The organism is Streptomyces sp. NPDC002133, from assembly GCF_040296405.1.
Lineage (GTDB): Bacteria > Actinomycetota > Actinomycetes > Streptomycetales > Streptomycetaceae > Streptomyces.
The window spans coordinates 20,960-33,399 of the sequence record NZ_JBEOXF010000034.1; the positions used below are offsets into that span (position 1 = coordinate 20,960).

Sequence of the window (12,440 nt, forward strand, 5' to 3'; positions counted from 1 at the left end):
CCTCGGAGCCTTGTGCGTCTTGTGCGTATGTACCCGGCCGTCTCAGAGCCGCTGAATGATCGTCCCTGTCGCCAGCGCACCGCCCGCGCACATCGTCACCAGCGCGAACTCCTTGTCCCTGCGCTCCAGCTCGTGCAGAGCCGTCGTGATGAGCCGCGCCCCGGTCGCCCCGACCGGATGGCCGAGCGCGATGGCCCCGCCGTTGACGTTGACCTTCTCCAGGTCCTGCTCGAAGACCTGCGCCCAGCTCAGCACCACCGAGGCGAACGCCTCGTTGATCTCGACGAGATCGATGTCCCTGAGCGACATTCCCGCCTTGCCCAGCACCGCCCGGGTCGCATCGATCGGCCCGTCCAGGTGGTAGTGCGGGTCCGCCCCGACGAGCGCCTGCGCGACGATCCGGGCGCGCGGCTTCAGCTTCAGCGCCCGCGCCATCCGCTTGGACGCCCACATGATCGCCGCCGCGCCGTCCGAGATCTGCGACGAGTTGCCCGCCGTGTGGACCGCGGTGGGCATGACCGGCTTCAGCCTGGCCAGCGCCTCCATCGAGGTGTCCCGCAGCCCCTCGTCCCGGTCGACGAGCCGCCACATGCCCTGCCCGGCGTGCTGCTCCTCCTCCGTCGTGGGCACCTGCACGGCGAACGTCTCGCGTTTGAAGCGCTCCTCGGACCAGGCGACGGCGGCCCGCTCCTGTGACAGCAGCCCCAGCGAGTCGACCCGTTCCCGGGTCAGCCCGCGATGGCGCGCGATGCGCTCGGCCGCCTCGAACTGGTTCGGGAGATCGACGTTCCACTCGTCCGGCCAGGGCTTGCCCGGCCCGTGTTTGGACCCGCTGCCCAGCGGCACGCGCGACATGGACTCGACCCCGCAGCTGATGCCGACGTCGATGACCCCGGCCGCGATCATGTTCGCGGCCATATGGCTCGCCTGCTGCGACGAACCGCACTGGCAGTCGACCGTCGTCGCGGCGGTCTCGTACGGAAGCCCCATCGCGAGCCAGGCGTTGCGCGCGGGGTTCATGGACTGCTCGCCGGCATGGGTCACCGTGCCGCCGACGATCTGTTCGACGCAGTCGGCGTGAATGCCGGTGCGGCCGAGGAGTTCACGGTAGGTCTCGCCCAGCAGATAGGCGGGATGCAGATTGGCGAGCGCGCCGCCGCGCTTGCCGATGGGGGTGCGTACGGCTTCGACGATGACGGGTTCCGCGGCCATGAGCTCGTCCTCTCTTCGCACAGCCGGCGTACATCGACGGGGCGTCCCGGCGCCCCGCGCGGCGTACGGCGAAGAACTAGTACGCGTTCTAGTTCTCAGAGCAGTCTTATGAGGCTTACCCCCGGTACGCAAGGGTCGTGCACGCACCTTGCACGCAACAGATCCCGCCATGACCCTTGCCAGTTGTAGAACCCGTTACTACCTTGCGGGCAATTCTGATGGGCCGTCAGACAATGGAGTTGCCCCATGCCCTGTCCAGCGCTGCCCGAAGGGTTCGACGCCACCGACCCCGACCTCCTCCAGAGCCGCATACCCCTCCCGGAGTTCGCTCAGCTGCGGCAGACCGCACCGGTCTGGTGGTGCCCGCAGTCCCGTGGCATCACCGGCTTCGACGACGAGGGTTACTGGGTCGTCACGCGGCACGCGGACGTCAAGTACGTCTCCACGCACCCGGAGCTGTTCTCGTCCTTCGAGAACACGGCGGTCATCCGCTTCAACGAGCACATCAACCGCGAACAGATCGAGGTCCAGCGGCTGATCATGCTCAACATGGACCCGCCCGAGCACACCCGGGTCCGCGGGATCGTCCAACGCGGCTTCACCCCGCGGGCGATACGCAGTCTCGAGACGGCACTCCGCGAGCGCGCCCGGAGGATCGTCGAGGAGGCGAGGCGCAACGCCGCCGCCGACGGCACCTTCGACTTCGTCACCAACATCGCCGTGGAACTGCCCCTCCAGGCGATCGCCGAACTCATCGGTGTCCCCCAGGACGACCGGGCCCGGATCTTCGACTGGTCGAACAAGATGGTCGCGTACGACGACCCCGAGTACGCCATCACCGAGGAGGTCGGCGCCGACGCCGCCATGGAGCTCATCGGCTACTCCATGAACATGGCCGCCGACCGCAAGCAGTGCCCGGCGAAGGACATCGTCACGCAACTCGTCGCGGCGGAGGGCGAAGGCAACCTGTCGTCGGACGAGTTCGGCTTCTTCGTGCTGCTGCTCGCGGTCGCGGGCAACGAGACGACCCGCAACGCGATCAGCCACGGCATGCACGCCTTCCTCACCCACCCCGACCAGTGGGAGCTCTACAAGCGGGAGCGCCCGGCGACCACCGCCGAGGAGATCGTCCGCTGGGCGACGCCCGTGACCTCCTTCCAGCGCACCGCGACCCAGGACACCGAGCTGGGCGGCCAGAAGATCAAGAAGGGCGACCGGGTGGGGATGTTCTACTCCTCCGCCAACAACGACCCCGAGGTCTTCGACAACCCCGGGCTCTTCGACATCACCCGCGACCCGAACCCCCACCTCGGCTTCGGCGGCGGCGGTCCGCACTTCTGCCTCGGCAAGTCCCTCGCCATCCACGAGATCGACCTGATCTTCAACGCGATCGCCGACGTCCTGCCCGACCTGCACCTCGCGGGCGAACCGCGCCGGCTGCGCGCGGCCTGGCTCAACGGCATCAAGGAACTCCAGGTCGCCGTGGGCACCTGAGAGCCGGGCGCCGCACCCGGCCATGGGAGGCGGGGGCATCCCCCCTACGCCCCGCCCCCGCCTCCCGCCGGCCTCGGCGCTCACGCGTCCCGGATGTCACGCTCCCGCACGTCGCCGAGTACGCGGGCGATCGCCGCGAAGTCGTCGTCCACATGCAGGACGGTCAGGTCGTGGTGCACGGCAGTCGCGCAGAGCAGCAGGTCGACCGGGCCCGCTGAACGATGCTGCCCCTTCTGCGTGAGCTTGTACTGGGCCGTGTCGACCCAGCGCCACGCGTTCTTGGGTACGGCTGCGGGCTCGCACAGGGTGTCGAGCTCCTCTGCGAGCTCATCCCGGTGCGCCGGGCCGGTGGCGCTGTAGAGGAACTCGGCCCTCGTCGGCTCGCAGACGCGAAAGGCTCCGGCGCCGATGTGCCCCTCCCAGAGTCCGAGTGCCCCCGGCGTACGGAACAGATGCCACAGCGCGGAGCAGTCGAGCAGGTACGACATCACGCGGCAGCCGACCCGCGCCCTCGGTTCGTCGCTCCCGATCCGCGCTCGGCAGCCGTCTTCCTGGCCTTCTTCGCCGCCTGATGCGCCGCAGCCGCGTCGTCGAACTCCCCGCGTGCACCACGCGCGGCCAGCGCCTCCGCGGCCTGAAGCCGCTCGACCCGCCGCACATACTCGCGCAGCGCGGTGTTGACGGTCTCCTTCTTGGTACTGGCACCCATGAGGCGCATGGCGGCGGCCAGCACGTCGTCGTCGAGGTCGATCTGGGTGACGGACATGACCTCTCCCGATTGTTGGCGATGTACCCATTCAATGTACATCGCCCACAGAGCCGGTTCCCGGGATACAGGTCAGGGCCTGACCAGGACCTTCAGGGCCTCGCGCCGGTCCATCGCCCGGTAGCCGTCGGGCACCTCGTCCAGGCCGATCGTGCGGTCGAACACGCGGCCCGGCTCGACCCTGCCCTCGAGGACGTCGGGCAGGAGCTCGTCGATGTAGGCGCGCACCGGGGCGGGGCCGCCAGCGCGGGTGTGGAGGTCGCCGGGCTCGCCGCGATCTCCACGGACTACTACACCCGTCTGGGGCAGGGCCGCATCCAGGCCTCCGCCGCCGTGCCGGCCGCCCTCGCCCAGGCCCTGCGTCTCGACGACGACCAGCGCGACTACCTGTTCGGCCTCGCCGGAAAGGACAGTGCACGGCCCCGCCGCCGCGCGCGGCAGAAAGTGCAGCCGCAATTGCAGCGGCTCCTGGCCGATCTCACCACCACCCCGGCCATTGTCATGGGCCGGCGTATGGACGTCCTGGCGGGGAATTCACTGGCCGCCGCGCTGGTGACCGACTTCGGGCAGATCCCGGAAAAGCACCGCAACTACGTGCGGCTCGTCTTCACCGATCCCGCCGTGCGCGCCCTCTGCGCGGACCGGGAAACCGTCGCCCGCACCTGCGTCGCGCAGCTGCGCAGGGAAGCCGCCAAGTACCCCGACGATCCCCGTCTGACCGCGCTCGTCGGAGAGCTGTCCGTGCAGGATCCGCACTTCCGCCAGTGGTGGGCCGCCCACCATGTGGCCACCCTGAGCGTGGGCACGAAGGCCTTGCGCCACCCGATCGCCGTTGACCTCACCCTCGACTGGGACACCCTCACCGCCAGCACCGACCCCGACCAGCGGCTCGTCATCTGGACGGCCGAACCCGGCACGCCTTCCCACGACGGCCTGCGCTTCCTCGCCTCCTGGGCGGCCTCCAGCGCGCAGGCGTCCGCATCCGGGACAGCGGGCTGATCGTCGTCGACCCGACGCTGCCGGGGCGGGGCACGCCCCCGATCAGCCTGCGGCGTCGCGAATGACGGTGTGGGCCACGCGGGCACGCGCGGCGGCCAGCTCGGCGGCGATGGCGGCGGCCCGCTCCTCGTCGCACCGGATCGCCGCCTGCCGCTGTTCGCCCTCGCTCAGGCGTCGCCGCCGCAGATGCGTCGGCGGGTGGGTCGCGTCGACGCTGCGGCCTCGCAGGACGCTGACGCGGCGCAGCCGTTCGTACTCCCGCTCCGGGACGGAGTGGATGCGGGCGGCGAGCCGTTCCCACAGCCCCTGCTCCGCCTCGCGCCGGGCGGCCATCCCTCCGCCTCTGCTCTGCGCGACCACGGATTCGCGGTGGAGTGCGCTTCCGACGGCGTCGACGACGAGCATGTGATCCATCAGCGCGACCGCCGCCTCGGTGGACGCCGCGCGGGCTGCCGTCTCGTCCGCCAGGTACTCGGCGCGCTGGGAGGCCCGCAGCGTGAGCCGGTCGAGGAGACGGAGGAGGCCGTGGACGGCCCATCTCGGCACTGCCAACAGCCAGTTGGTGAGACGCTCCATCAGCGAGGACTCGGAATCGGGAGTCAGGAAGTACAGCCACAGCGTGAGCGATCGCAGGGCGTGCCCGGTGACGGCACCGTGGCGGGTGTCCCCGTGGGCGAAATGCCCGAGCTCGTGGCCCAGGAGCGCGACCCGCTGCTGCGGGGTGAGGATCTCCCAGAACCCGAGCCCGATGAACAGCACCCGGCGGTGCCGTATGCCGTACGTGGTGACGGCCGCATTGGCGTCGGCAATGAGGACGACGGCGTCCACCCCTGACGTCCCGGCCAGGGCGGCGATCTCGTCGATCAGCCCGAACAGCCGTGGGGCATCGGCCCGGCGCAGGACCGGAGCGTCGTCGGGCAGCCCGGTGAAACGCGGCCGCAGGGCGATCGCGACGGCGAAGAGCAGCGCACCGACGACGGGCACCGCGCCCTCGCCCCAGCCGAGCACGACGAGCAACACGCCCACGACCGCGAGGGCCACGGTCACACCGTGGACGAGTACCGCGAGCGCATGGGCGAGGATGCTGGAGGCGTCCCGCTGCGGGCGCAGGTCGACCTCGGCGAAGAGCCGCTCCCCGTACCGCTGTGCGAGCCGGCGGCGCAGCGCCTCCATCCGGCCCGGTTCGGGGTCCGGCTCACCGGGATCCACGTTCCAGTCGCACGCGGCGCACCAGGTAACGAACCGCGTCGCCTCGACCGGCACCTCCGCACCGCACTCCGGACATGTCCGCGTCCGCGACCGGGTTTCTGTTTCTGTCCGTCCCGCTGTCCGCGCCTGTCCGGCGGCAGAGCGCTGCGCTGCCATGTCCCCTCCCCACCCCTCGGCGCACCCGCGCCGAGGCTGCACCGTACTACGGGGCGGAACACTGACCAGCGGCCGTCAGCGCATCAGCGCAGCGAGTCGACGAAGGCGCTGAACGCGGCCGGGATGAGGCGGAGCTGTGGGCCGTCGGGGACCTTGGAGTCGCGGACGGCGACGAGGTGGAGGGCTTCGGCGACCTCGACGCAATCGCCACCCTGGTCGCCGCTGTAGCTGGACTTGCGCCAGGCGGCGCCGCCGAGAGGGGCGCACTCGACGCATTCGCCGCCCTGGTCGCTGCTGTAGCTGGACTTACGCCAACGGGTGCCCGTCAGACGTGAGTTGCTGCTCCCCATAGCGTTCCTCCATCGTGCGCCGGATCAGCGCGGCCGAGTCTTTGAGGGACAGGGCGGCGGCCTGGAGGTGATCGTAACGGAGCGAACAGTCCCTGACCGTGTCCGGGTTGGCCGTTGGATGCCCTGCCCCGTAGCCCTCCGTGTAGACGATGGCCGGGTCGCTCCCGAAGCGGTAGTGGGTAAATGAGCCCGTCAGCCCGGCGTGGGCACCGACCTCATACGACAGCACCTGGATGTTCACCCGCGGCTCGTTCTCGTACGACAACAGGTGAGCCAGTTGCCCGCGCATGACCTCCGGGCCGCCGACCTCCTGGTGCAGCGCCGCCTCCCCGATGATCGCCCAGAACACCGGCGGCTGCTCCTTCTTGAGGATGCGCTGCCTGGCAAGCCGAACGGTGGTGCGGTCGTCGAGCTTGCTGCGGTCCATGGCGCCGAGCACGGCCCGTGCGTACGCCTGCGTCTGCAGCAGGCCATGCACCATGTGCGTCTGGAACGTGCAGATCTCCGTCGCCCGCGCTTCCAACTCCGCCACCTGTTGGAACCACGCGGGCAGTTGGCTCCGCAGTACAAGACCCAGCAACCGCGTCAGCAACCCGCCCGTCCCGAGCGCCGCGTCCGTCCGCTCGCTGAACGCCTCCGTCGGCAGCTTCCGGGCCGTCTCGATCTGGCCGACCAACGACCCCGTGTAGTTGATGATCGCGCCCAGCTGCTTCTGCGTGAGCCCGGCGGCTTCGCGGTAGCGACGGAGCTCGTAGCCGTAGTAGTCGAGCGGCGAGGCGCTCGGGTCCAGGACGTTGATGTGGGTCACGCCGCTATCCCCTCGTACTCAACTCCGTCCACTCCAGGACGGGTTGTATTCGTTCCGTAGCCGAGAGTAGCCGCCCGCCGTCACGCTCGTACCGTGAACGAAGACATCGCCCCCGCCGCCCAGTACGCCATGCGCTTCACAGTCGGAGACCACTCCGCCCGCCATGTGCGCCGCATCCTCCGCCACTACCTCGTCCAATGGGGCATGCCGGATCTGGCCGACGACGCCGGGCTGGCGCTCACCGAGCTCCTTGCCAACGTCCATCACCACGTGCCCGACCGGCGCTGCGCCCTCCTCATCGAACGCAGCCCGTCCGGCCTCCGTGTGGAGGTCCGCGACGGCTCCCCCGCCCTGCCCTCCCTGTGCCGGGCGGCTTCCGACGACGAGAGAGGCCGAGGGCTGGCGCTGCTGGATGCGGTGGTCCACAAGTGGGGTGTGGAGCAGAGCGGCTCGTCCGGCAAGACGATCTGGTTCGAGTGTCAGGTGTGATCGTGCACTGCGTGATCGTGCACCGAGGGGTCGGCTCAGCCGAAGTCCGAGCTCGTCGGCATCACCACGATGTCGCGCACGCAGATGTGCTGCGGCTGCTTCCAGCAGAACAGGACGATGTCGGCGAGTTCCTCGGCGCTGATGAAGTCCGGGTGGCCGAGGCGCTCGACGTACTCCTCGAAGCTGATCCCCATCTCGGCGTGGATGTTGGTCCTGACGAAGCCGGGGGCGACGTTGACGACGCGGATGTTGCTCTTGGCCTGGCTCTTCTGCAGGGAGCCCGCCAGCGAACGCAGCGCGGCCTTGCAGGCGTGGTAGACCTCTCCGTCGGGGCCCGGCGCGCGGTCGCCGACCGAGCTCACGTTGATGATCGTGCCACTGTTGCGGGCCCTCATGCCGCCGAGGACGGCGCGGATGCCGTTGAGCACGCCTTTGAGCAGCACATCGACCTCGTAGGACATGTCGGCCGGGTCCCGGGTCTCCAGGCCGCCGATCCTGAGGAATCCCGCACAGTTGACGAGGCATTCGGTCGGCCCGTACAGGTCCTCCGCCGCACGGACCGCCGCTTCGAGGGCCGCGTAGTCCGCGACGTCGACCGCCGCGCGGACGAGCTGTTCCGGGGGCAGCCCTTCGAGTGCTGCGGGATGCCGCGACACGAGGAGCAGGGGATGCTCCTCCGCCGCGAAGGCCTCCGTCACGGCCCTGCCGATGCCGTGGCTCGCCCCAGTGACCACGATGAGCGGTTTCGTCATGAAGTCCTCCGAGCAGGACGCGGCGCCGTACCCGCGCAGTTTCGCCTCCCGCGGATCTCCACGCCGTGTCACACGCCGCGGCCGGCCCTCTCCACGAGCTCGTGACACGGCACGGCTCGGCCGTCCGGGTGCCACCTGGATGCCGAGCCGGATGCTGTCCGGGGCCCGGTGGCCGTTCCGCCCGCCCCGCGACGCCCGAGTCGGTGTGAGGGGGTCGCGGGCGCTGCATCGCCGCCGTCAGGTGCGCCCGGCTCCCGTTTCCAGGGCGTCGAGAACTCTGCGGCACGCGGGGTGGTCGTGATGGTGGGAACGGCGCTCGCCCCGGCCTTCGGACTCACGGCGGTGACCAGGCCGACCGGCCGCACAAGGGATTGCGTCGCGCCCGCGTCGACTTCGGGCTGCCGGCCGGGGACTGATCAAGTGGCGGAACCGCCTCAGCGGGCGGATCCTGGCTGGACGCGGCGATCCACTCGAGGGAGCGCCCGCCGGGTGTTCCCTCGGGCCGGGCCAGGCCGGGCCGGCCCGGGTGAGACCCGGTCGGACCTGGAACCGAACGCTCCACCGCTGCCGTCCGAAGAGGCATGCGAGGGATGCACAGGGTGTGGCTGGTGGTGTGCGCGCTGTTCGCGCTGCAGCTCGGGTAGCTGATCGCGCCGACGTACACGTGCGGCTGCGGGGCGGTGATCCCCGGCCTGCGGATCGTGTGGGACGACGGGCTGGTGACGGTGGCAGGTGGCGTACCGGTATGGCTGATGCCGGTCGGAGGAGGGCTCGTCGCAGCCGCGATCGCGGTACGTTTCCGGTATGGCCAACGATCAATGGAACTCCGTGGACGCCTACTTCATCGAGCATCTCGCTCCGGCTGACGATGCCCTGGACGCCGCGGTCGCCGCGAGCGACGCGGCCGGGCTGCCGCAGATCGCCGTCGCCGCCAACCAGGGCAAGCTGCTGCACCTGCTCGCCCTCACCCAGGGTGCCAGGAGCATCCTGGAGATCGGCACGCTCGGCGCGTACAGCACCATCTGGCTGGGCCGTGCACTGCCCGCCGACGGCCGGCTGGTCTCCCTCGAGTACAGCCCGGCCCACGCCGAGGTGGCCCGCGCGAACCTCGCCGGCGCCGGCCTCGACAAGACCGTCGAGGTCCGGGTGGGCGCGGCACTCGACTCCCTGGAGCAGCTGGAGGCGGAGGGCGCGGGCCCGTTCGACTTCTTCTTCATCGACGCGGACAAGGTGAACAACCCCAACTACGTCGAGTGGGCGGTGAAGTTGTCCCGCCCGGGCAGCCTCATCGTCGTCGACAACGTCGTCCGCGAGGGTGCGGTCGCCGACGCGTCGAGCGACGACCCGGCCGTCCGGGCCACGCGCCGCATGGTCGAGCTGGTCGGGCAGCACCCGAGGCTCACCGCGACGGCGGTGCAGACGGTGGGGGCGAGGGGGTACGACGGGTTCCTTCTGGCGCGGGTGCTGGACTGAGACTCCCCGGCGGGACCGGCCGGGGCAGCGTGGGCGGCATGTCCTCCACGGTCGGCAGCGGGGGCACGGGCGGCAGAGACGGCGGAAGCGGCGGAGGCGGCGGGAACGGGCCCTCGTAGCCGGCCGCTCCGGGCGGGGTGGGCTCACCGGCCGGGGCGGTCGCCTGCCAGGCGGCGAACAGCGGAACCTCCCCGGTCCGGTCGAGTACGACGATCCCGAAGGGCCGGTCGTAGGCGATGCGTACCACTCGCTGCGGGCGGGGCGCACTCCCCGCGCGCATGAGTACCGCGGTCACGGCGGCTGCTTCGACGCCCAGCTCGGCGACCTTGATCACGGCTTCCTGGACGACCTGCGACACGGCCAGCGGCTCGGGCGACAGGCCGGAGAAGTCGGCGGCTGGGGACGCGGCCCGGTGGATGCCGAGCGCGGGCAGCTGAGGCGTGACGTCGACGGTCGTACGGAGTGTGAGGCGCGGCAGGGCGAGGCTGACGACCTCGGCGTCGACGGGTGCGCGCCGCGGGCGCGGCGCCCAGGCGGCGGGCAGCACGTCCGCCGCGCCCGCACCGGGCTCGCCGAGCACGAAGCGCACGCGGGCCGCGTCGGCGGCGCAGCGCAGCTCGACGACCGTGGCCGCACCCACCGTCCACGCCTCATGGGGCGACAGCCTCCGATGCATCGTCGGCACCTGCTGCACGGCGCCCGTCGCATCGGTGAAGGGCGCGGCGCGGGTGGTGCGGGCCTCGAAGGGTGTCTGCCAACGCGCCTTCAGGGCGAGGGCGTTGACGAGCGCGAGGAGAGCGTCCTGCTGGATCTGCACGGGCAGCTTCTCGATCTGACCGCCCGTCGCCTCCTTCACCCAGGCGTCGATCTCGCCCTGGCTGTCCCGGCCGCCCTCGGCGAGGTGCCCGAACCCGATGTCCGGCAGCGCCTCCCGGTACGCCCGGTACACCGGCACCTGGCTCCACACCCGCGTGGCCACGCCCAGCGCATCGCTCACCGCGAGATCCCGGGCGACGGTCGTCACGGCCGCGGCGGCCTCGTCACCGGCGACCCCGAGCAGCCCCCGCAGCTCCTCCGCGGTCTCCCCGCGCGCCCCGGCCGCCACGGCCCCGAGCGCCAGCCACAGCCCGGCCGGCGAACAGACGAAGTCGCCCCCGTTCCCGCCCTCGCCCCCTGCGCCCAGTTCCCGTATCCACCGCTCGCCGAGCCCTCGCACCGCCCGCGCGTGTCCGACCAGCGCCACGTCCCGCCCCATATCCTGCCCCCATGAGTGTCGTGAAGATCAATGTACTGACCGTCCCCGCCGAACAGCGCGAGGTCCTGGAGAAGCGCTTCGCCGCCCGCGCGGGCGCCGTGGAGTCCTCCGACGGCTTCGAATGGTTCGAGCTCCTGCGCCCCGTCGAGGGCACCGACCAGTACCTCGTCTACACGCGCTGGCGTGACGAGGCGTCCTTCAACGCCTGGATGGAGGGCCCGATGAAGGCGGCCCACCAGGGCGCCGGCGCGGGCGGCGAGCGCCCGAAGCCCGCGGCGAGCGACTCCACCCTGTGGTCCTTCGAGGTCGTCCAGCAGGCCGCGCCCAAGCAGGGCTGACCTCACGGCAGCGCGCCCCGGCCGAAGTTCCGTCGCCGGGGCGCGCTGCCGGCCGCTCACCGCGTTCGACCTACCGGGTCACCGGCATTTCCGGCGAGCGCCGCTCCATCACGTATCCGACCACCATCGTCACCAGCACCAGCGCCCCCACTGCGGCCAACGGAGTCATGGAGGTCGCCAGCGCTCCTGCGATGATCACCAGCTGGACGACCCCTGCTGTCGCCAGCGCGCGCTCGACGGATCCACGACCACGGAACGCCCGGATGGCGCTGCCGCCACTCCACATGTTCAACGCCACCACCACCGCGCCCGCTGTCAGCGAGAGCGCGATGAATCCGCCGGCAGGCTTCGCCGAATCCTCGTCCTCGAGGCCGAAGCCATTGGCGATGACCGGGATCAGCACGAAGAAGTAGACCGCCGCCAGCAGCGCCTCGACGGCCAGCAGGGCAAGCAGGGGTACGAGGACGGCGACGCGGCTACCGTTCATGGACCATCTCCGGATGCCGGACCGCACAGAGTGACGCCTCCTGCGGCGCCAGGGGGACCACGGCCCGCGCGAGGCTCCGGTCCCCCTCGCGTCAGGGCCCGGTCGTCGTCGAAAGGTAGCGGGCGCGCATGGCGTCGCCGGCGGCGGGGCCCGCCGTGAAGACGTAGGCGTCGCTGTCGTCGAGGCGGTCTCCGGTCTTTGCGTCGATGACGACGGGTTCGACCTCTTCACCGGTCGCCCGGTGGACGAGGATCATGCTGCGCTCCTCGGGAGCCAGGCGGGCGTTGCCCCACGCCGCCAGCGCGACGATCACCGGGCGCAGGGAGCGGCCCAGCTCGGTCAGGACGTACTCGTGGCGCACGGGGTTGGTCTGGTAGGGGCGGCGCTCCAGCAGTCCGTCGGCGACCAGGGTCTTGAGGCGGACGGTGAGCATGCTGGAGGAGATGCCCAGGCTCTCCTGGAACTGGTCGAAGCGGGTGTAGCCGTCGAAGGCGTCGTGAAGGATCAGCAGCGTCCACCATTCCCCGACGTGCTGCACTGTCGTGGACAGTGGACATTCCCGGTCCTCGAGCCTCATCCGGCTTGCCATGGCGACCATCCCCAATGAGTTGCTGCTAAAGTCGAAGTCACTTGCTTCTATTTTAGCAGTCAC

At 70.8% G+C, this 12,440-nt stretch carries 14 protein-coding genes and 2 pseudogenes; 5 read left to right on the forward strand and 11 right to left on the reverse strand.

The genetic code is table 11. The features are described 5' to 3' along the window. Positions 1 to 42: 42 nt before the first annotated feature. Positions 43 to 1,212, reverse strand: coding sequence for a steroid 3-ketoacyl-CoA thiolase (locus ABT078_RS26910; protein ID WP_351232022.1), 1,170 nt, complete (start codon positions 1,210 to 1,212; stop codon positions 43 to 45). 246 nt (positions 1,213 to 1,458) lie between these two features. Between ABT078_RS26910 and ABT078_RS26915 the strand changes: the two genes are divergently transcribed. Beyond that, entirely contained in the window at positions 1,459 to 2,706 is a 1,248-nt protein-coding gene (locus ABT078_RS26915) for a cytochrome P450 (protein WP_351232024.1), read from the forward strand. 80 nt (positions 2,707 to 2,786) lie between these two features. On the opposite strand, the gene ABT078_RS26920 is transcribed toward ABT078_RS26915, so the two are convergent. The 3 genes and pseudogenes from ABT078_RS26920 to ABT078_RS26930 all read right to left on the reverse strand — a co-directional run. Next, positions 2,787 to 3,197 (reverse strand): PIN domain-containing protein, encoded by a 411-nt coding sequence (locus tag ABT078_RS26920; protein ID WP_351232026.1) that lies wholly within the window; start codon positions 3,195 to 3,197, stop codon positions 2,787 to 2,789. Further along, a complete protein-coding gene (locus ABT078_RS26925; RefSeq protein WP_351232028.1) occupies positions 3,194 to 3,472 on the reverse strand; it encodes a type II toxin-antitoxin system VapB family antitoxin in 279 nt (92 codons plus the stop codon). Before ABT078_RS26925 ends, ABT078_RS26920 begins: the two co-directional genes overlap by 4 nt. Positions 3,473 to 3,544: 72 nt before the next feature. Beyond that, positions 3,545 to 3,724 (reverse strand): annotated as a pseudogene (locus ABT078_RS26930) (IMP dehydrogenase); the annotation flags it as partial. Between ABT078_RS26930 and ABT078_RS26935 the strand changes: the two are divergent. Further along, complete coding sequence (locus ABT078_RS26935) at positions 3,725 to 4,471, forward strand: MmyB family transcriptional regulator (RefSeq protein WP_351232030.1); 747 nt, start codon at positions 3,725 to 3,727, stop codon at positions 4,469 to 4,471. Between the two features lie 42 nt (positions 4,472 to 4,513). Here ABT078_RS26935 and ABT078_RS26940 read toward each other — a convergent pair whose 3' ends face one another. The 3 genes from ABT078_RS26940 to ABT078_RS26950 all read right to left on the reverse strand — a co-directional run bounded on the left by ABT078_RS26940 (position 4,514) and on the right by ABT078_RS26950 (position 6,994). Further along, entirely contained in the window at positions 4,514 to 5,734 is a 1,221-nt protein-coding gene (locus ABT078_RS26940) for a M48 family metallopeptidase (protein ID WP_351232032.1), read from the reverse strand. A 185-nt stretch (positions 5,735 to 5,919) separates the two neighbouring features. Then, positions 5,920 to 6,186, reverse strand: a complete 267-nt coding sequence (locus ABT078_RS26945) for a DUF397 domain-containing protein (RefSeq protein ID WP_351232034.1) — start codon at positions 6,184 to 6,186, stop codon at positions 5,920 to 5,922. Continuing rightward, positions 6,143 to 6,994, reverse strand: a complete 852-nt coding sequence (locus ABT078_RS26950) for a helix-turn-helix domain-containing protein (protein WP_351232036.1) — start codon at positions 6,992 to 6,994, stop codon at positions 6,143 to 6,145. The genes ABT078_RS26945 and ABT078_RS26950 overlap by 44 nt, the downstream gene beginning before the upstream one ends. A gap of 129 nt (positions 6,995 to 7,123) precedes the next feature. On the opposite strand from ABT078_RS26950, the gene ABT078_RS26955 reads away from it, so the two are divergent. Further along, on the forward strand, positions 7,124 to 7,483 hold the full coding sequence (locus ABT078_RS26955) for an ATP-binding protein (RefSeq protein ID WP_502981345.1): 360 nt from the start codon (positions 7,124 to 7,126) through the stop codon (positions 7,481 to 7,483). 35 nt (positions 7,484 to 7,518) lie between these two features. Here ABT078_RS26955 and ABT078_RS26960 read toward each other — a convergent pair whose 3' ends face one another. Next, a complete protein-coding gene (locus tag ABT078_RS26960) occupies positions 7,519 to 8,235 on the reverse strand; it encodes an SDR family oxidoreductase (RefSeq protein WP_351232040.1) in 717 nt (238 codons plus the stop codon). An 804-nt stretch (positions 8,236 to 9,039) separates the two neighbouring features. Here ABT078_RS26960 and ABT078_RS26965 point away from each other — a divergent pair. After that, entirely contained in the window at positions 9,040 to 9,708 is a 669-nt protein-coding gene (locus tag ABT078_RS26965; RefSeq protein ID WP_351232042.1) for an O-methyltransferase, read from the forward strand. 145 nt (positions 9,709 to 9,853) lie between these two features. On the opposite strand, the pseudogene ABT078_RS26970 reads toward ABT078_RS26965, so the two are convergent. After that, positions 9,854 to 10,963 (reverse strand): annotated as a pseudogene (locus ABT078_RS26970) (serpin family protein); the annotation flags it as partial. 11 nt (positions 10,964 to 10,974) lie between these two features. Between ABT078_RS26970 and ABT078_RS26975 the strand changes: the two are divergent. Next, complete coding sequence (locus tag ABT078_RS26975; RefSeq protein WP_351232044.1) at positions 10,975 to 11,301, forward strand: antibiotic biosynthesis monooxygenase family protein; 327 nt, start codon at positions 10,975 to 10,977, stop codon at positions 11,299 to 11,301. A gap of 70 nt (positions 11,302 to 11,371) precedes the next feature. On the opposite strand, the gene ABT078_RS26980 is transcribed toward ABT078_RS26975, so the two are convergent. Together ABT078_RS26980 and ABT078_RS26985 are read right to left on the reverse strand one after the other, a co-directional pair. Beyond that, on the reverse strand, positions 11,372 to 11,788 hold the full coding sequence (locus ABT078_RS26980) for a hypothetical protein (RefSeq protein WP_351232046.1): 417 nt from the start codon (positions 11,786 to 11,788) through the stop codon (positions 11,372 to 11,374). Between the two features lie 91 nt (positions 11,789 to 11,879). After that, positions 11,880 to 12,377, reverse strand: a complete 498-nt coding sequence (locus tag ABT078_RS26985) for a winged helix-turn-helix transcriptional regulator (protein ID WP_351232048.1) — start codon at positions 12,375 to 12,377, stop codon at positions 11,880 to 11,882. Positions 12,378 to 12,440: the final 63 nt, after the last annotated feature.